The 20,287-nt window shown below is 44.8% G+C and carries 13 protein-coding genes and 1 pseudogene; 6 read left to right on the plus strand and 8 right to left on the minus strand.

The window, feature by feature from the left end:
- Window positions 1–101: 101 nt before the first annotated feature.
- The 3 genes from QZW82_RS30240 to QZW82_RS30250 all read right to left on the minus strand — a co-directional run bounded on the left by QZW82_RS30240 (window position 102) and on the right by QZW82_RS30250 (window position 3,487).
- Entirely contained in the window at window positions 102–731 is a 630-nt protein-coding gene (locus tag QZW82_RS30240) for a hypothetical protein (RefSeq protein WP_293157434.1), read from the minus strand.
- 235 nt (window positions 732–966) lie between these two features.
- Window positions 967–2,259 (minus strand): glycosyltransferase family 4 protein, encoded by a 1,293-nt coding sequence (locus tag QZW82_RS30245; protein ID WP_293157437.1) that lies wholly within the window; start codon window positions 2,257–2,259, stop codon window positions 967–969.
- Window positions 2,260–2,455: 196 nt separating this feature from the next.
- Window positions 2,456–3,487, minus strand: coding sequence for a glycosyltransferase family 2 protein (locus QZW82_RS30250; RefSeq protein ID WP_293157440.1), 1,032 nt, complete (start codon window positions 3,485–3,487; stop codon window positions 2,456–2,458).
- Window positions 3,488–3,671: 184 nt separating this feature from the next.
- On the opposite strand from QZW82_RS30250, the gene QZW82_RS30255 reads away from it, so the two are divergent.
- Window positions 3,672–4,793: a glycosyltransferase family 4 protein gene (locus QZW82_RS30255; protein WP_293157443.1), complete on the plus strand. Its 1,122-nt coding sequence runs from the start codon at window positions 3,672–3,674 to the stop codon at window positions 4,791–4,793.
- Between the two features lie 86 nt (window positions 4,794–4,879).
- Here QZW82_RS30255 and QZW82_RS30260 read toward each other — a convergent pair whose 3' ends face one another.
- The 5 genes from QZW82_RS30260 to QZW82_RS30280 all read right to left on the minus strand — a co-directional run bounded on the left by QZW82_RS30260 (window position 4,880) and on the right by QZW82_RS30280 (window position 10,374).
- On the minus strand, window positions 4,880–5,386 hold the full coding sequence (locus tag QZW82_RS30260) for a serine acetyltransferase (RefSeq protein WP_293157446.1): 507 nt from the start codon (window positions 5,384–5,386) through the stop codon (window positions 4,880–4,882).
- A 526-nt stretch (window positions 5,387–5,912) separates the two neighbouring features.
- Entirely contained in the window at window positions 5,913–6,494 is a 582-nt protein-coding gene (locus QZW82_RS30265) for a serine acetyltransferase (RefSeq protein ID WP_293157450.1), read from the minus strand.
- A 466-nt stretch (window positions 6,495–6,960) separates the two neighbouring features.
- Window positions 6,961–7,971 carry a glycosyltransferase family 2 protein gene (locus tag QZW82_RS30270; RefSeq protein WP_293157453.1) on the minus strand — a complete coding sequence of 337 codons (1,011 nt, stop codon included), beginning with the start codon at window positions 7,969–7,971 and terminating at the stop codon, window positions 6,961–6,963.
- A gap of 243 nt (window positions 7,972–8,214) precedes the next feature.
- Window positions 8,215–8,826 (minus strand): acyltransferase, encoded by a 612-nt coding sequence (locus QZW82_RS30275; RefSeq protein WP_293157456.1) that lies wholly within the window; start codon window positions 8,824–8,826, stop codon window positions 8,215–8,217.
- A gap of 630 nt (window positions 8,827–9,456) precedes the next feature.
- Window positions 9,457–10,374 (minus strand): histone deacetylase, encoded by a 918-nt coding sequence (locus QZW82_RS30280; protein WP_293157471.1) that lies wholly within the window; start codon window positions 10,372–10,374, stop codon window positions 9,457–9,459.
- A gap of 77 nt (window positions 10,375–10,451) precedes the next feature.
- On the opposite strand from QZW82_RS30280, the gene QZW82_RS30285 reads away from it, so the two are divergent.
- From QZW82_RS30285 to QZW82_RS30305, 5 genes and pseudogenes are all read left to right on the plus strand, one after another.
- On the plus strand, window positions 10,452–10,958 hold the full coding sequence (locus tag QZW82_RS30285) for a hypothetical protein (protein ID WP_293157459.1): 507 nt from the start codon (window positions 10,452–10,454) through the stop codon (window positions 10,956–10,958).
- A 794-nt stretch (window positions 10,959–11,752) separates the two neighbouring features.
- Window positions 11,753–16,468 carry a PAS domain S-box protein gene (locus tag QZW82_RS30290; protein ID WP_293157462.1) on the plus strand — a complete coding sequence of 1,572 codons (4,716 nt, stop codon included), beginning with the start codon at window positions 11,753–11,755 and terminating at the stop codon, window positions 16,466–16,468.
- Entirely contained in the window at window positions 16,434–18,479 is a 2,046-nt protein-coding gene (locus QZW82_RS30295; protein ID WP_293157465.1) for an adenylate/guanylate cyclase domain-containing protein, read from the plus strand. Before QZW82_RS30290 ends, QZW82_RS30295 begins: the two co-directional genes overlap by 35 nt.
- A gap of 293 nt (window positions 18,480–18,772) precedes the next feature.
- Entirely contained in the window at window positions 18,773–19,663 is an 891-nt protein-coding gene (locus QZW82_RS30300; RefSeq protein WP_293157468.1) for an alpha/beta fold hydrolase, read from the plus strand.
- Window positions 19,664–20,199: 536 nt separating this feature from the next.
- Window positions 20,200–20,287, plus strand: a pseudogene (locus QZW82_RS30305) (IS1 family transposase); the annotation flags it as partial.

Here is a 20,287-nt window from a genome sequence, read left to right on the forward strand (position 1 = left end):
GTAACACGAACAACTTTTTGCCTCAACATAAATTTGACCCCAATAGTATAAACATAGCATACCATCAAGAGATTTGTAAAGGTTTTACCACAAATGTTGAGTTATTTTGCTTGCTGCTCGCTACCCTGCATCCCAGCCGGAAGTGCTTGCTTCGTGCGATCGTTTGCAACTAAAACCGTCTCCGCTTTGATTTTACCGGGAAAAAGACGATTGAAGAAATCGACGCACTGGTAACCGATCGCGATTAAAATATCGATGGTCGGATTTTGGCGCGATCGACGAAATGCTAGAGGAAATTTAACCGACGTGTTCAGCGGCCCCATGACTGTTGGCGCCCCCAATCCGAACATCAGGGAAGGAAATTTTGCCGAGACTGGTGTGACCTCGTGCACAATATCAATCTGGTATTCGCTCACTACCCGCCGGACAATGCGGCGCTGTAGCACTTGGGTGTACAGGTGGTTGAGCACACCTAAAGAAGCTGCACTTAACCTTGGAGACAAGAATCGCCCGCAAAAGTTGAACAGCTTGTGTACCCAAGTGTCGGGTACAAAGTGCATTCGATCCCGATCTTCTGGAAACAGCTCTTCTAGTTCTGCCTGGGTGCGTGAGTGGACTATTAACCAAGTCTCTATGTTACGCGATCGAAGTATTCGGAAGTAGTTCACTGGCAGCAATGACTCACCCCCGAACTTAGTTGAAGCATTTTGAGCAACAATTGCAATCCGCATAAATTGTTTTCCACCCAAAAAATTGATTGATGTACTAAGGGACTTGCGTATAAATAAAATCCCAGCCATGCAATTGTCTGGTCGAAGGAGCAACTACAGGATTGGTATAGTATAAGCTGCAAGTCCCTAAGCTGTTGCCCCTTTAAATTGTATATTTGGGGAACCGAACACAAATCTTCAAGTCCGCTGCCCCTCTCCTCCTCAATTACCACAGACAATCTAGATTTACAACAGCTTATTTAGAGCGAGCGACATTTTTAGCGTCAATCATTTTATGATAAATTTCAACAATTTTTTCTGCCTTTGGCTCCCATGTAAATTCTTTGGCTTTTGCGATACACTTAGCTGACATAACTTCTCGCAAACGATCGTCTTCGACCAAAATCTGAATTTTATTTGTTAACTCCTGAGTAAGATACTCTCTAGAAGTTGGCTCAATTTTAAAACCAGTTTCTTCAGTCACGTATTCGGCTATACCGCCATTGTTTGGCACAATACAAGGCAACCCGCAAGCCATAGCTTCCATTACCACTGCGCCACCAAATTCCCTAATCGAAGGGAAGCAAAAAATATCCGCTTGCTTGTAATAGTCAAGTGTTTCTGCTTGACCTACCCAACCAGCAAACTTAACTTTTTCTCCTAAGTTAAGCTTCTCTACTTGAGATTCTAATGCTTTTCTTTCTTGCCCGTCACCTACTATTGTTAATTGAACTTTTTCTTTGATTTTTGGTTCTAGTCTATTCACAGATTCGATGAGAATGTCAGCACATTTGTAAGGAACTAATCTACCTACAAAAAGTAAATTTATCTGGTCGCCCTTTTTTGTTTTGGGTTCTTGTTTTAAGAAACTACTGGCAATACCATTTTCGTAAAATAGTTGAATTCTCTGGTCTGGGATCGCAAACAAATCTTTGAGCATATTTAAGGTATATGTTGAACCTGCCAAAATTTGGTCGGCTTTTTTGTAAGTTTCTACATAACCTGGAATTAAGGCTCGACCAACTGCCCTCAAAAAGTTGAACTGAGCAAATTCTTGTTTGGCAGTTTCTTGAAAGCCTGGTGGAAAAGGAATGCCTCCATTGACTGGGCCTAGCAGAAAAGGAGTGTTTTTGCAGGCGCTGACTACCTTAAACGGATACCGCGGCATCATCGGGGTAATTGCATGAACTATGTCATAATCTCCCTTGAGAATTTTGGAGTGAAATTTTTGATATACTTGCTGATTAAATTCTTCATAAATTGGGTAGCTCAAAGCATTATACAGCGGCCAATTTATTTTACCATTCGCAGTAATTTTTTCTACTACTTTGTAATACTGCGTAGCAATCTTTCCTTCTTCAAGATAAAAGACTTTTTCGTATTCAGGGTGTTTTTGAATAGCGGATTTATTTCTAGCATGGGTGACAAGTGTTGCATCAACTAGCTTGCTAATTTGTTCGACAAAATTGTACCCCACCAAAGGTACGGAGGCCCATTCAGGATTGCACTGCTCTACAATTAGTAAAACTTTTAATTTTTGGGCGTTCATTGGTTAGATTCCTTTGTTGACGATCGATGGATATTTGGAAGTTGAGTTTTGAAGAGATTAATCGATATTAAGCATTTTTTTGCGAGGCGAGAGTCGGCTGTAGAGGTTGATGAAAAATCCGCCCCTACATCAACAACCGACTTGCAATTACAGGGAAGAAGTTACAAAAAAACAAGTTAAGTTGATGGTAAGTGACCTACTTAGTAGACTTAGCACTCATTGTAACTTGCTCAATTGATGGGCTTGATGTCTTGTATTCGATCAAGTTGCTGCGCTGTCCCAGCAAGCGGCGTTTGTGAAACAGCATCTGACCCTGCAATTGAGGAAATCTCCCCAACACGCAAGATAATGCGTAGAGAGCAGCATCCTTTGATTTTAAGTTTTGCTGCATCCGGCGATAGATGCGGTAGCCAAGTATTGGGTAGCCCCAAAGCAACAACAGGCTCCAGCCGTGCGTAACCCACGCTGTCCCGATTGCCAGCACGGGTACAACGAATCCCCAGAACCAGATGCTGGTGGTGTCTTTGACCCAGTGGCGTTCGGGGGTGTTTCCGTGCAACCAGGAACCTTCGGCGTAGGCATGACCTGCTCTTTGACAGCGCTTCCACCATTGGTCAAAACGAGTCATTTGGGCGTCATGCAAGGTCATTTCTGCATCTAATCGATCGATTTTCCAACCATTTTGGCGCAGCCGCACGCAGAGTTCCGGTTCTTCGCCGGCGATCAGTGTGGGGTTGAAACCGCTGACTTGCTCGAAGGCTGATGCCCGCATCATGGAGTCGCCCCCACAGGCTTTGGCTTCCCCGATCGGGCTGTCCCACTCAATGTCGCAGAGTCGATTGTATGGTGTGGCATCGGGATACCGCTCGCGGCGGCGCCCGCACACTACAGCTAATTCAGGTTGTGCTGCGAGTTTTTGCTGGGCAAATTCGAGCCACCCATCAACTATTTCGCAGTCGCCGTCTACGAATTGGACAAATTCGATTTCTGGAACTGCTTGTCGCAGGCTGGCAAATCCTGCATTTCTGGCGCGTGCTGCTGTAAAGGGTGTAGATAAGTCGAGTTCTACTGTCTCAGCTCCGAGCGATCGGGCTAATTCCAAGCTGCCGTCTGTTGAGCCGGAATCGACATAAACTACGCAAGCTACTTTGCCGATCGCTGACAGCAAGCACGCTCCGAGGCGAGATCCTTCATTCCGCCCGATAGCAACCAATCCAACTTGTTTCAAAGCTTACCTCTGGAATTCCACTTGCGATCTGTTATTTTAATATTTTAGTAAATGTCAAGCTAATTTCACAATATCTTGATTCCCAAACTTTGAGCGAGTGGCTATAGTGGCCGTCACAGCGTGTTTAGCTTATTATATATTAAGTCATATCCGATCCAGCCTTTTGAATTTAAAAGAGTCAACCATGGTAAATATCAGTTCTTTGTTCACTTTTTACTGTAGCGGTCAAGGAATTAGCCATACATTTTTGTCACTTTGCCAGTGGGATTACCCAGACTTTAAAACCCGCATGGTTGTTCCCAGTTGTGCACCGCCATATCGCGGGTATAATATGGTCGAAAGCGTACCCCCATATTTCAGAAGGGTGTACTACAGGCTCGGAAATTTTGCGCAATCTTCTGCTGAAAAGCGTTTTCTGAGAGATATCAATGATTTTGATGCAGTTTACTTGTGGCCTCGCACTTCAATCGAAACTGTTAGAAAGGTAAAGCAGCAGGGAAAAACACTTTTTTTTGAGCGTATTAACTGCTCTACTAAGAAGGCAAAATATATTCTTGACGATGCTTACGGTCGCTTGGGCATTGCTCCCCAACATGGAATTACAGATGCGATGATTCAGCAAGAAGATGAAGAAATGAGCTTGGCTGATTTCATTTTTTCTCCTAGTCCAGAGGTAAAAAAATCTTTTCTCGAAATAGGAGTTCCCGAATACAAACTGATGTCAAGCAGTTACGGGTGGTGTCCCAAGCGTTTCCCAAATATTTCGTCCGAAAAACAGCCATCAGACAACGTTACTGTGCTATTTGTGGGCACCATCTGCGTCAGAAAAGGAGCTCACTTGCTCTTGAGGGCCTGGGAAAAAGCCGGCATTAAAGGCAGACTGGTGCTTTGCGGAGACATGGAGCCTGCAATTGCCGAAAGTTGCAGCGATATTTTAGGACGATCGGATGTAACTCATATAAATTACACGGTCAATATTGAGGGGGTATATGGCGAAGCTGACATTTTTGCCTTTCCGAGTCTGGAAGATGGTGGCCCGATGGTTACTTATGAAGCTATGGCTTACGGGTTGCCAGTTCTCACCTCACCTATGGGAGCGGGGGCCATTGCGCGGGACGGCAAAGATGGGATAGTCATAGACCCTTACGACTCTGAAGCTTTTGTTGAAGGTTTGCGAAAGCTTGCTTTGTCCCCGGAGTTGAGATCGCAGATGGGTTATAATGCTCGCCAGCAAGCCGAGGAATTTACCTGGGAAAAAGTAGCACGCCGCCGGAAAGATTTGATGAAGGAAAAATTAAAAGTTTAGGAAGGAAATAAGAAAATTATCTGAAAGAATCCTTGCTCTACAACTTCCTTTTTCCTGCGAATATTTCTAGGAGTGCATTTTCAGGCTTAGGCTTTTTTGGGGATAATTTTTGCTGGTATTCCGACTGCGGTTGCGCCCGGTGGTACGTCGCAAATCACCACTGCATTGGCGCCTATCAAAGCATGATCGCCGATCGTTACGGAGCGAATAATTTTTGCTCCTGCACCGATATCGACGTGACCGCCAATTTGGACATCAGCAACAATTGTAACCTGTTGAAAAATCATACAGTTCGGGCCAATAGATGCTTCTGGGTGAATGACTATGCCATTAGAATGAAGCATAACGAGTCCACCTCCTATCTGGCAGTTCAAAGGGATGTCGGTTCCAGCTACAATGCTCCAGAATCTATGCTGGATTATATTGAACCGAGATAAAAAATAGCCTAATTTTCCACCTTGCTGCTGCCATTTTTGATAGTCGCGGATAGATTTTAGAACTTGGCGACTGGGATCCCACCACTGCCAAAGTTTTTCTCGGCTCCAATCTGGCTCTGTGGCAGAAACGACAGATGTAGTTATTGATTGAACCATTATTTGTACAATACAACAGATAAGGTATACTGATAAATCTGTGATTTTCAGTTATCAGTATACTATCGATGGTTGGTGATTGACAATATTTTTTGAAATTCTCTGACAATCCTATTTGAGTTGTAAGGTTTTTGTCTGTTGCCAGGTTTTCCTGGTAGGCACGGCGAGGTACTAACCTACAAAATGTTACAATTCATACAGAATTACTATATTGTCAACTTATAGTTATTTAGTTAACCGGGTTGATGTCTACGAACAAGCAGTAGCCATCGCACCCTGCGTGCAACAATCACAATTGCCAGAGAACTCCACGATTTCGTAGAAACGTCTATGATTATAGAGGCGGTAGATCTCTATTAAATCTCTTGCAAAAATCTTTTTTATCAATTTATGGGACGAGTTCTCCTGTTCATCCCACAACATTTATTTTTTTGTGGGATGAACAAGAAAGCCCGTCCTAATTATTTTTGCAAGAGGTCTAGTTTATTTAAGTAACAGAAGAGACAGGTCATTTTTTTGTACTAATTTAAGGATTGTTTTCGACTGGGCGGGATTTGAGGATTTTGGCAGGGATGCCAACGGCAGTTTGACCAGCAGGAATGTCTGATAAAACGACAGCATTTGCACCGATATTTACGTCGTCTCCCAGGTTGACCTTGCCGAGAATTTTTGCTCCGGCGCCGACGTTCACCCGATCGCCCAATTGAGGCGATTCTAGGGGTTTTTCCAAGTAGCGGTTCCCCAGGGTAACGCCTTGGCGGATAATGCAGTCGTCACCAAGAGTGCAGTATCCGTGAACGATGATAGAGCCTTCGTGTTCAATGACGACTCGGCGGCCGAGCTTGACTGTGTACGGCAAATCTATGCCGTAGGTGTTGCGGACTTTTCGGTAGAGCGATCGATATAGAATGCTCAAGGGAGCCCGCAGCAGTTTTGGTTCTACCTGCATTCTCCAGACACCGAATCTTTGAACTGCTACGGCGCGAAATCCCGGTTTTGTCCAATCGCGACCGTGAGCAATCCAGTCTTCTTTAATCTGCTCCCACAATCCGAGTGGAGGGGTGTCTACTTGATTTTCAGTTGCTATTAAATTTGACTCCGTTACCATAAGCTGTACTCAACACTCTGTTTTGTTTAAGTTGTTATTAGATGCCCCAGATATTAAGCTATTTCTCTGGTTTTTAGGGAGTAGTGCACCCGGTTTATTTACTCAAAAACACCAAGTGCTGCGGTGAATTATCTGAAAGAATTGGTTGAAAGCCGAAACCCTTGTAGGGAGAAATCAAAAAAAGACGATTCATTACTCCAATCCTCTTCCTTCTTTTCTCAAGTTCTGTCAACTGTCAACTGTCAACTGAAGTAATATTTGGTTTACCAGGATTAACCTAGTCGATCGGGTTTTGATTTCTTTACCAGAAAGAATTGGTTGAAAGTCGAAAGCCTTTGAGGGAGAAGTTAAAATCAGACTATTGATTGATCCTATCCTCAGACTTAAGGGTAGAGATAGGTCTCAAACTGTCAATTGTCAACTGTCCACTGTCAACTGTCAACTGTCCACTGTTTAAAAACACCTTTTAAAAATTTTTTGAATCTTCAATCTTACCTCCCTTAAAAAATACACTATTCATGATAAAATCGGTGAGCATTTTTGGCGGATCGCCGTCCGGCTTACCTTGAAGTACGCGGCGCACCCTCCAGGCTCCAAAGCCCGAAGCCCAGGTGACATCAGTTAATGCTGTGTAAACCAAGCCGTAGTTTTTGAGAAAGTACCTGCGCCGGGAATCAAACCAATACTGTGGCAGTCGCTTAGGGGGTTTTTTGGTGTCAGTCACACCTGAGCTTTGACCTACTAGGTGTACCACGCGACTTTCAGGTACATACCAGCAACTCCAGCCAGCTTTGTTCGCTTGCAGGCAAAAGTCCATTTCTTCGCAATACATGAAATAAGCTTCATCCATTAAGCCAATCTTTTCAAATACTTCGCGACGGACGATCATGCTGGCTCCAGCTACCCAATCAGTTTGACAGATTTCTTGGGAAATAGGAGGCGCTACATTCCACTTTGCCAATAATTTGGATAAAAAGCGCGTCCGCCAACCAAAATCGAGTTCGGTTAAGAAATCGTGAAACCGAAAAGCTGAATGCTGGGGCGTTCCGTCGGGGTCTTCCAAGCGGCTGCCGGCGATGCCTGCGTCGGGGTGGGAGTCCATGAAATCGACGAGGGCTTTTAAGGCGCCCGGGCGAACTACGGTGTCTGGGTTGAGCAGCAGGAAGTAAGGGGGGGGATTGGTGGATTGCAGGACAGGACGGATGAGGGCGTTGTTGCCGAAGGCAAATCCGCCGTTGCGGTCTAGGGGAACGAAGGATGCCCATTCGCTCCAGCCTTCTGCTGCGATCGCGGCTGCTATTTGTTCGCTAGAATTGTCGCCTGATGCGTTGTCGGCAACTGCAACTCGCATACCGGGGAGCGATCGCACTTCGGTAACTAGAGAGCGCAAGCAGTCAATGGTTAAACCAGGGGTTCGGTAGTTAACAATGACAACCAGCAGTGGATACGGGTGATTGGGCTCGCTGGCTTTGGACATAAGTGCAGTTGTTGGTTTAACAACTTTTTAGCTCAAGTTGTACCCCTATGGCAAGCTGGCGCGATCGCCATTTGAGGCATCGCCTAGTTTTTTGATAGTTCGGGCATATTTTACAAAAGCGGTCACTCTATTTAATCTCTACTCTTGAAAAGCCTGCTTTACTGCCAATAAAAACCACAAAAATGCCCAAAAAACATTCAAAACAAGATTGTCAAATAATGGTTTGAGTATTATTGGATATGTCTATTTATTTCTATAGAAGTGTGACAATCGCAATTGTGTAAGCTGGGGTTCCATTTCGGGGTCATAGGCACCTTCACGACTGTTAATTAAATTGGCCCACGGTAGGCTTTGAGTTTCAGCCTGCAATTTTTCCACCAAGTCTGCGACGCGTCCGATGGGTTTAGCGGGAACGCCGGCAACTATATCGCCTTCTGCGACATCTTTGGTGACGACCGCACCGGCGGCGACGATCGCATTTGGGCCGATGGTGACGTTGCGGAGGACGATCGAGTTATAGCCGATAAATACGTTGTCACGGATGTCTATTTTGCCCACAGCATCTAGTTTGACGTTGTAGGCTTGATTGAGCATGGCGATCGATCCGTCGTGGCCGATCAGGATAGAGCTGGAAAAGTGGACGTTGTTGCCGATGCGGACGTAGGAGGGGTCTGTAAACACCGTGCTTGGCAGGATCGTGCAATTTTCGCCGATCGAGTACAGGTTGCCGTGAAGGCGGAGAAATTGGGTGTATTCCTCGGAACTCGGATTGCAGAATTTGACGTAGAGACCTGGGAACTTGCCGTAACGCATGGCAAAGTGGCGAAGGATTTTCTGAAAGGTTGATTTAATCATTTTCCTGAGCCTTGGTAAATTTAAGAATATTGGCAGACATATCAACCGCTGTTGTGCCAGGAGGTAGATCTGACAAGATGACAACGTTGGCACCAATGTTCGTGTCCTCTCCGAAAGTGATGCCGCCGAATAATTTTACCACCATTGCTCAGGCGTTGATTCGATGGCCCAATTGAGACCCTTCTGGGCCGCGATCGAGAGTGCAATTGTCCAAGCATACGTATTGGCCGATCGTGCAGTGGCCGCCCACTAATAACAGTGAACGATGCTTGCGCTTTGAGGTTCCGCAACTAGGTAGCGGCCGAGTTTAACAGTGTTGGGCAAGTCTATGGCGTAGCTGTTGCGACTCTCTAACTTCTGTTGCTGGCGATCGCCAGCATTCTATTAGAAATCGAGCGAAACTAGGTTTTTGATCGAGCAGGACACTGGTTTCATATTTTTCGCCAAATGTCTATTGTTAAACTGAGCGTTTTTTTTATAAATACAACTCTAATTAAATTTGTACTGACATCTGGTAGTTCGCCGTCTAATAGTGTTTATTTTTTTCTATTCCATCGACCAGCTTGTGAGTTAAACAAACACGATTATTTGATAATTGAATAGCCCCATTTACTTATTTAGTGTTCGTGCTTAAAGTCGATATTGCCTGTAGGCTTGACTTGCGGCTCGGTGCAGCAACGAATGCCGGTAAACTAACCCCTTCGTGTCATCGGAATAGCCTCCGCCAATCACGCAGGCAACGGGATAACCACCAGCCAAACACGCCATCAAAACTTGCATTTCCCGGCGAAATAGACCCGTATCAGTCAAAGCTAATTTTCCCAGTTTGTCCCCCTGATGGGGGTCTACTCCGGCATCGTATAAAACTAAATCTGGCTTGACAGTTGACAGCAACTCAGGTAAAAATCGATCTAACGTTTGTAAATATTCGTCGTCCTCCATACCGACAGGCAAAGGTACATCTAAATCGCTCTTTTGTTTAGTGCCGGGAAAATTTACCTCGCAGTGCATCGAAAAAGTAAAAACACTGCTGTCATCTTGGAAAATTACCGCAGTTCCGTCTCCTTGATGCACGTCTAAATCGACAATTAAAACTTTGCGAACTAAACCAATTTTTTGCAATACGCGACAGGCGATCGCCAAATCATTGAAAATACAAAAACCCGACCCAAAACTAGGGAAGGCATGATGAGTTCCGCCCGCAGTATTGCAAGCCAAACCGTACTCTAAAGCGAGCTTTGCAGTTAGTACCGTCCCTGCAACCGCAGTGCAAGTGCGGTTAGCAAGGGCCCGACTCCAAGGCAGACCAATTCGTCGAGTCGCTTTGGCATCCAGCGTCCCGTTGCAGTAAGCTTGAACGTAGCGGTGGTCGTGGACTAATTCAATCCATTCTTGAGGGGGAAGTTCGGGAGCGTGAAATTGCGATTTATCTGCTACCCCCTCCGCGAGCAGCATCTGGTAAAGCATCCGGAACTTTGCCATCGGGAAGCGGTGATCCGGCGGCAGGGGTGCAACGTAATCTTCGTGGTAGATAATTGGTAAGTCCATGCCGATTATTGTAGAACGAGTCAATCTCCCATTGAAAGCCTGCAATCTCAAATTTAAATTCGCTGGAGAACCTTTATATGCAACTAAAAACAGTCTGGCATTCCGGCAGCAACGACCCCGAAAATGCAAATAACCTCGATAATATCAGTCAGTGGTGGCGAAACCTGAACGGTAAACAAATTAGCTGGGTAGAGCGACTGATTCCGCAAATCGGCGGGTTCAGCGAAATTCACTGGCAGCCTCAGCGTTTTGACGAAACATTTGTGATAGTCAATCCCGAAATTCGCGAGGATACTCTCTATTGGTACAAACCCGATTCTCCTGTCGAACGCAATAACACAGTTGACAAACTAGAACTCGACAACCTGCAACAGCAATTGTACCTCTATCCTCAATTGGAGTCCGAACTGGTAATTCGCATAGGGATTCCCGAAGTTAAATATCAAACACTTGAATTGAACAATCCAGAAATCGCCTTGGGGGAAGATAATACTCTGTTGCTGTGGGCGGCTGACCAAGAACTTGAAATTAAAATCTCCCTCAGCCCTGAAAATATTGCTAAACTTAAGGAATTGCTGGCTTAGGAAAGACGGAGAAAAGAGTTGATACGGCGGGCAGTGGGTGCGGGCCAGTCAATCTATACTCTTAGTTGCCTGTGAATATCTGAAAACTTACCAGAAAGAAAGAATTGGTTGAAAGCCCGAAGTCTTTGAGGGAGAAATTAAAATCAGACTATTCATTACTCCAATCCTCTGACCTATAGGTAGAGGTCGCTCTCTGGGGGTCAACTGTCAACTGTCAACTGTCAACTGTTGAAGTGCGGGTGCGTCTAAACTGGTTTTTTCAAGCGTTTGCTTCGTTGTAGCCCGGACAAGATTAAAAAACCAGGTTTCTTCGCGTCAGGTTGCGATCGCGCCTGTATCTCTGCTAAAACCTTTTTAAGGTGGCATTAAAATGTCAAGAAGCTTGCGTCATCCTCCTGGGAGTGTTAAGCCTAAAGTCCACCGAAAAAAATCCCGGGCGCATCAACCGGCTTAGATGTACGAAAAGACGCGTCGCAGCCCTAGAACAGAGTTAAAAAACTCAGGTTTAAAAATCTGGAGTGCCTAATCAATGATTTTCTTTGGCAAAACTTAATATTTTCAGGGAATAATTGGATTTGTTTTTACGATAAAATATGGCAAAAATCCGGTTAATAGGAGTTGGCAATCTAATATCGAGATCAAAAAAAAACCAGGAAAAGGCACGTCAGTCAATGGACTTATCTAAAAAAATCTCTGTATGCTTAGTTTGAAAAGGCTTGATGAATCATTTGATTTTCAGGAAATTAATTTTTCGCCTCATTAAATAATTGACCTGCTAACAATAGACAGGAAAAATGGCTCTAGAAAAAATGGTAATTGACAAAGAAAGCATTCACATTTTAGTTATTGATGACCAGCCTAACAACCTTCGGTTTATATCAAATATCTTAACGAAAGAAGGGTATAAAGTTCAGCGGGCTATTTCTGGAGGAATGGTTGTAAATGCTAAATTTACCGTTCTACCAGACCTGATTTTGCTAGATATTGCTATGCCCCGAATGAACGGCTACGAAGTATGCGAAAAACTGAAAGCCAACGAAAAGACTCGGGAAATTCCGGTAATTTTTCTGAGCGTTTTTAATGAAACTTTTCATAAGGTAAAAGCTTTTGAAATTGGCGGTGTTGACTACATTTCTAAGCCTTTTCAAGTGGAAGAAGTTTTAGCGCGGATCGAAAGTCAATTGACTATCCAACAGCTATCGAAACAATTAAAGCAGCAGAATATCCAACTGCAACGAGAGGTAGAATTTCGGAAGCAGACAGAACAAGCACTCCGCGAAAGCAAAGCGCGGTTGCAGAAGTTGGCGGTTAATATACCGGGTGTTATTTACCAATTAGTCAAAAAAATAGATGGAATTTCTAAATTTGAATATATTAGTTATGCTTGTCGAGATATTTACGAATTAGAGAGCGAAGAAATATTAAAAAATGCTGCCTTGGTATGCGGTCAAAATCATCCAGACGATCGAGAATATGTGATAGAAAAGATTGGTGAAAGTGCTCGAAGCTTAGAACCTTTTGCTTTAGAATGGCGGATTGTTACGCCGTCGGGAAAACTCAAATGGCTGCAATCTAATTCTCGACCAGAAATGCGCGACAATGGCGATATAGTTTGGTATGGCGTGCTTTTTGATATCAGCGATCGCAAGCAAGCAGAAATAGAAACTGCCGCAGCTAAATCTGCTTTAGAACGGAAAGTTCAGCGAGAGTTGCTGATTGCCAAAATAACTCAAGAAATTCGATCGAGCTTGCATCCAGAACAAATTTTTCAAACAGCCGCAACTCAAATCGGTCAGACATTCTGCGTCAATCGCTGCTTGATTCATACTTACATTACTACTCCCCAAGTCGATATTCCTCTGGCGGCGGAGTATCTCGAACCCGAGTGGGAATCTATTTGGAACGTACCCATTCCTATTTGGGGAAATCCTCACATCGTACAAATGATGATACAAGATCGGCCGATCGCCTCCAACAATGTTTACTCAGACCATCTTTTGCAAGCTATTAGACCGATTTGCCGCGAGATTGGGTTAAAATCGATGCTGGCAATTCGCACTTCCTACCAAGGCAGGGCAAATGGCGCTATCTGCTTGCACCAGTGCGATCGCTACCGGGAATGGACGAAAGATGAAATCGACTTGTTAGAAGCGGTGGCGGCTCAACTAGGGATAGCGCTGGCTCAAGTTCAACTGATCGATCGAGAGAAAAAGCGACTTGGGCAGCTCGATCGGCAAAATAAACAGTTGCAAGCAGAAATTCGCACCCGCATCCTCGCCGAGCAAGCTCTGCAAGAGTCAGAAGCAGAATTGCGGACTATTTTTGCTGCCATGACTGACATAGTTTTAGTGAGAAATGCAGAAGGGCGCTGCATCAAAATCGCACCGACATCAGCGACGAATTTTGCCAAACCTGCCAGCGAAATGATTAACAGAACCGCCCATCAAGTCTTGCCACAATCTGTAGCAGATTTGGTATTAAATACCATCCAACAAGTTCTCAAAACGAAGCAAAGCATCAATGTTGAATATAGCTATACAGTCGGAGATCGCGAAGTTTGGCTAGATGCTAAAGTTTCTCCGCTGTCAGCAGAATCAGTAATTATGGTAGCGCGAGATATTACCGATCGCAAACAAGCAGAATCTGCACTCCGAGAAAGCCAGCACTTCATCCAGGCGATCGCCGATTCCAATCCCAACCTATTGTACGTTTACGATTTAATTGAGCAGCGGAATGTCTACACCAACCGCCAAATTGCGACGATCCTCGGCTACGGGGCAGAAGAAATACAAGATATGGGTAAAGCCATGCTCCAAACTCTGGTGCACCCCGAGGATTTATCGGCTTTTTTTCAACATATTCAAAAGTTCGATCGATCTCAAGGTGGTGACATCATCGAATTTCAATACCGGATGAGGCACAAAAACGGCGAATGGCGGTGGATGCACAGTTGGGATACAGTATTTCTGAGACAAGCTGATGGTAAACCGAAACAAATTCTCGGCACGTCTAATGATATCACGGATCGCAAATTAGCCGAAGAAAAACTGCTAGCATCGCAGCAAAGAATCTCATTTTTATTGCAGCAAACGCCGATCGCAGTGATCGAGTTAAACCTGAGTTTAGAAATTATCACTTGGAATCCCGCAGCAGAAGCTATTTTTGGCTACAGCGAGCAAGAAGCCAAAGGGAGAGTCGCCACCGATTTGATTGTACCTGAAAGCTACCGCCAACAAGCATCTGAGATTTTCGATCGTGGCTTGAGTGCCAAATCCAGCGCCACTTCCGAAAATCTGACCAAAGACGGCAGAATTATCATCTGCGAGTGGTACAATACTGAGCTAATTGACGAGAATGGCAAAGCAATCGGTACGGCTTCAATGGCTGTAGATATTACCGAACGCAAGCAAGCAGAAACCGAATTGCAAGAAAGTGCTTTGCGCCAAAGAGCGATCGCCCGCATCATTGAAAGAATGCGGCAGACTTTAGATCTCCGAGAAATTTTTCACGCGACAACCCGAGAATTGCGCCAAACCATGAAATGCGATCGAGTCGGCCTTTACCGTTTCAATCCTGACTGGAGCGGCGAATTTGTAGCCGAATCCGTTGACAGCAAGTGGATTTCTTTGATCCAAGCACAGCAAATAGACCCCAACTTCACAGAAGGCGCCTTAGAAAGCGAAAATTGCCTCGTCCAAAAATTCGATAGCACCTCACAAGAAATCTGCGATACTTATTTGCAAGAAACCGCAGGTGGAGCCTACAGCAGAGGTAAAACTTACCTTTGCGTCCAAGATATTTACAAGCAAGGCTTCAGCCCTTGTTACATCGAATTGCTAGAAAGATTTCAAGCCAAATCCTATATTACCGTCCGAATTTTCTGCGGTGACAAGCTCTGGGGATTGCTAGCATCCTATCAAAATTCAGCTCCCCGTCAGTGGAGCGAAGCTGAAATCAACGTTGCAGTTCATGTAGGCACCCAGCTAGGAGTAGCATTGCAGCAAGCCGAATTGCTCGCTCGCACTCAAAGGCAGTCAATGGAACTGATTAAATCCAAAGAAAACGCGGAAGTTGCCAACCGCGCCAAAAGCCAATTTCTCGCTTCCATGAGTCACGAATTGCGGACGCCTCTCAATGCCATTCTCGGTTTTTCCCAAGTCATGGCTCGCAATATTTCTATCACACCAGAACAAAAAGAATACATAGAAATCATCAACCGCAGCGGCGAACATTTGCTAGAACTCATCAATGATGTTTTGTCAATGTCCAAAATAGAAGCAGGTCAAATTACCATTAATGAAAGCCGCTTCAACCTCTACAACATTCTCGACAGCCTCAGAGAAATGCTGCAACTAAAAGCCAACTCCAAAGGCTTGCAGCTAATCTTTGAAAATATCGGCGATTTGCCGCAGTACATTCAAACAGACGAATCTAAATTGCGGCAAGTTTTAATTAACCTGCTCGGCAATGCAATTAAATTTACTCAACACGGAATTGTTACTCTGCGCGTCAGCAGCCAAGCAGAAACCAACGTGACTGAAGGAAATCAATCTCAATTGCTGTTTGAAATTTCCGACACCGGCCCCGGCATTTCCCCCTTGGAACTTCCCACATTATTCAAGCCCTTCGTACAAACCGAAACAGGTCGAAAATCCATGCAGGGAACCGGGCTAGGATTGCCGATCAGCCAACAGTTTGTCAGGATTATGGGAGGTGATATTTCGGTAGAAAGTCAACTCGATCAAGGCACAACTTTCACGTTTAATATCCAGGTTAAGTTAGTAACAGAAAGCGACGAAAAAGAAAAAACGACGGCAAAACAAGTTATTGCTTTAGAAGCCGGACAGCCAATTTATCGGATATTAATAGTTGAAGATGTAGCCGAAAATCGCCAACTGCTGCTTAAGCTGCTCGCACCGCTGGGATTTGAAGTCGAGGAAGCAACTAACGGTCAAGAAGCAATTGCTTTACAGTCAACTTGGAAGCCGCACCTGATCTTAATGGATATGCTGATGCCAGTGATGGACGGGTACGCAGCAACCAAACTGATCAAACAAACTCCAGAAGGAAAAGAAACCATAATTATTGCCCTGACTGCTAGTGCTTTTGACGAACAGCGACACATAATTTTGTCTGCTGGTTGTGATGATTTTATTTGTAAACCGTTTCGGGAAGAGGTACTATTTGAAAAGATAGCTCATCACCTGAACCTGCGGTATATTTATGAGGAAGAAAACTCATCTACTTCTGGTTCGGCACCGCAACTGCTGAAAAGTTTGACCGCGGAGGATTTGAGTGTAATGCCCAGAGACTGGGTAGTCGATTTGTACCAAGCAGCACTTTGCGTTGACGACAATCGCATTCTCCAACTGATCGAGCAAATTCCCGAAAATGAAGCAAATCTCGCTAACGCTTTAACAGATTTGGTCGAGAATTTTCGGATAGATATCATTATTGATTTAACTCAATTATATTATGATGAACGACCAGCCACTACCAGCGACTCCTAGAGACATTCTGATCGTTGACGATATGCCGGACAATTTGCGACTTTTATCCACTATGCTCGCATCCCACGGGTATCAAGTCAGGAAGGCGATTAACGGACAACTGGCTCTGCAAGCGGCACAAATGTCTCCTCCGGATCTAATTTTACTAGATATTAATATGCCGAAAATGAACGGCTATGAAGTTTGTCAGCAGTTAAAAACAATTGAAAATACTAAAGATATTCCGGTGATTTTTATTAGTGCGCTAGATGACGTGCTGGAAAAAGTTAAAGCTTTTCAAGTAGGAGGAGTAGATTATATTACTAAGCCTTTTCAAGTAGAAGAAGTTTTGGCCCGCGTCGAAAACCAACTTTCCCTGCGATCGCTGCAATCGAAACTGCAACAGCAAGCCAGGGAATTGCACGATCGCAATTCGAGATTGCAGGAAGAAATCGCGGAACGGCAGCGGGCTCAAGAATCAATCCGGTTTTTGCTGGAAATTACGCGGGCGATCGGCGAAGCTGTAAACTTTGACTCAGCTTTAGAAGTAATTCTGCACCAAGTTGGCGAAACAATCGGATGGGATTTAGGAGAAGCTTGGATTCCCAATGCAGAAAGAACTTTCCTGGAATCTGCCAGGGGTTGGTATGCGGGCAACGCCAGCATGGACTGGTTCCGCAGGGAAAGCAAAAAACTGACATTTGCCAGGAATATTGGGCTACCGGGACGAGTTTGGGTATCCAAGCAACCGGAGTGGGTAGAAGATATTACCCAGGGCTACCCGCCTTTTACTCGAAGTCAAATAGCACAAGCAACCGGATTTAAAGCAGCTTTTGGTGTGCCGATTGTGGTAGGCGATGAACTCTTGGCAGTGCTGGTTTTCTTTAAAATTTTGCCAGGTAGGAAAGACGCGCGATTTATAGATGTTTTTGATGCTGTAGGCAGTCAATTAGGTTCTTTGATTCAGCGCAAAAAAGCCGAAGAATTACTGCGAATTGCTGAAGAAAGATATCACAGCATTGTCGAAAATGCGATGGAAGGCATTTTTCAAAGCACGCCTTCAGGAGGGTTTATTAGCGCTAATCCAGCTTTAGCAAAATTGTATGGTTATAACTCGCCAGCAGAACTGATGTTATGTATTAAAAATACTTCTCAAGTGTACATTGAGCCGGAACGCCGCCAGCAATTCGAGGCGGCTATGGATGCACAAAATGCTGTGTTGGGCTTTGAATCTATGGTCTATCACAAAGACGGCCACCGGATTTGGGTATCAGAAAATGCCCGAGCTGTTAGAGATGAAAAAGGTGAGCTGATGTATTATGAAGGTACTGTCTCTGATATTACAGAGCGTAAATTAGCTCAAGAAGCGCTCAAAGTTCAACAGGAACAAAGCGAGAAGTTGCTGTTAAATATTTTACCGAAACCAATAGCTGAACGTTTGAAAGCGGAGCAAACTACAATTGCTGATAGTTTTGCAGAAGTCAGTGTTTTATTTGCTGATATTGTTGGATTTACTGAACTGTCGGCGAGAATGTCTCCGACGGAGTTGGTAAAGCGATTGAACGTGATTTTTTCGCACTTTGACCAGTTAGCTGAAAAGTACGGTGTGGAGAAAATTAAGACGATTGGTGATGCTTACATGGTAGTTGGGGGATTGCCGACGCCGAGAGATGACCATGCTGAGGCGATCGCCCAAATGGCCTTGGGAATGCAGGAAAAAATAGCTAAGTTGTCGGCCGAGACAGGAGAAAAACTAGCAATTCGCATCGGTATCAATTCCGGGCCGGTGGTAGCGGGAGTGATTGGTGTGAGCAAGTTTACCTATGATTTGTGGGGAGATACGGTGAATGTGGCGGCGAGGATGGAAGTTACGGGATTTTCCGGAAACATTCAAGTTACTGATGTCACTTATGAGCTTTTGAAAGATAAGTATTTGTTTGAGAGGCGAGGCATGATTCCGGTAAAAGGTAAGGGGGAGATGATGACTTATTGGTTGTTGCAAAAAATTAGTCAATTGACAGTTGACAGTTGACAGTTGACAGTTGGTAATTGGTGTCAACTTCAGCCTGAAACCATTGAAAAATCTTGCTTTTATCCTCTTGCGAGATCCCCCTCGCATCCCCCTTAACAAGCAGGTTGGTTTTATTCTCATCATATAAATTAGGTACGTTGTTGGGCTTTAGCCCTCTTTGTATATATGCTTAAAGGAGGCTCAAGCCCAACAACGTACCTTTATTAATATGACAGTTGCAGCTCCTAGCCCGCACGGGAGCGGGATTGTGCTGCTATGATTAAAGAAGTTAACGAAAATTTACATTTAAATCCGTGACTGCACAAGAGCTAGTATCTGCAACGAGTTTAGAAAAGCTAATTTGGACTTGGAAAGGTCACAAAATCCAATATACCGTCCAAGGCACCGGCCGCCCTCTGATTTTGATTCATGGATTTGGAGCTTCGATCGGGCATTGGCGGCAAAATATCCCCGCACTCGCTGCGGGCGGCTACCGCGTATTTGCCCTGGACTTGCTGGGATTCGGGGCTTCCGGGAAACCGGCCCTCGATTACACCCTGGAATTGTGGGAAGAATTACTCACCGATTTCTGGGCAGATTTGGTACAGGAACCGGCGGTATTTGTCGGAAATTCGATCGGCGCTTTGCTGAGTTTGATGGTAGTCGCCAACCATCCAGAAATCTCCGCCGGCGGTGTCTTAATCAACTGTGCCGGCGGACTCAACCACCGACCCGAAGAACTGAGTTTTCCCCTAGGATTAATCATGGGGACTTTTGCTAAATTAGTTCGATCGCCCATCATCGGCCCCTTTGTCTTCAACAACATCCGCCAAAAACACCGGATCCGCAATACCCTGCGCCAAGTCTACGGCAATCGGGAAGCCATTACCGACGAACTCGTAGAACTCCTGCACGCGCCCTCCTGCGAGCCCGGAGCTCAACAAGTATTTGCGTCAATTCTCACGGCCCCAGCAGGCCCTCAACCGTCAGAATTGCTGCCAAAGGTCGATCGTCCGTTATTGGTACTTTGGGGCGCAGACGACCCCTGGACGCCAATTGCCGGTAGCCAGATTTACCAAGAATTGGCCACCAACGGTAAACCCGTCAAATTTGTCTCAATTCCCAACACAGGCCACTGTCCCCACGACGAACGACCCAATGAGGTGAATACTCTGATTTTGGACTGGATGCAGGAAGTGAAATAAAAATTTTCTCCAAAATGCAAGGAAAGGGCGATCGCGCCAAACCCTTGCATTTTCTAGGTTCTGCCTCCCTCCACAGCACCCAAATCCGGTCTGGTGCCAACTCAAAAAAACAATTTTTGTAAAAAGTATTGACACCCTTGGCAGACTCAGTTATATTGATGGACGTGTGAGGAGCGAACCAGTAAGAGCACCGAGACGAAACACGGCCAGTCGTCGGTGCTCTTTCTGTTGAAAAGCATTTTTTAAAGTTTTCAATTATCCCTTCAATTCTTCCTTCGCGTTCTTAGCGTCTTCGCGGTTCGTTAAACAAATCTTTTAGGTTCGTAGTGAGGACTTCAGTCCTCTGAATTTATGAGGACTGAAGTCCTCACTACGAACCAAAGTTTTCAATTATCCCTTCAATTCTTCCTTCGCGTTCTTAGCGTCTTCGCGGTTCGTTAAATAAATACTCTTAGGTTCGTAGTGAGGACTTCAGTCCTCTGAATTTATGAGGACTGGGCGTTGCTGAGTTAGAGTATGAATAGGAGGAATAATTTATGCAATGCCCTGAATGTAAATCAACCCATATCCGTAAAAACGGCAAGAAGAAAGGAAAACAAAATCACATTTGTGTCCAATGCAGTC

The sequence above is a fragment of the Microcoleus sp. bin48.metabat.b7b8b9.023 genome (genome assembly GCF_013299185.1).
Classification (GTDB): Bacteria; Cyanobacteriota; Cyanobacteriia; order Cyanobacteriales; family Microcoleaceae; genus Microcoleus.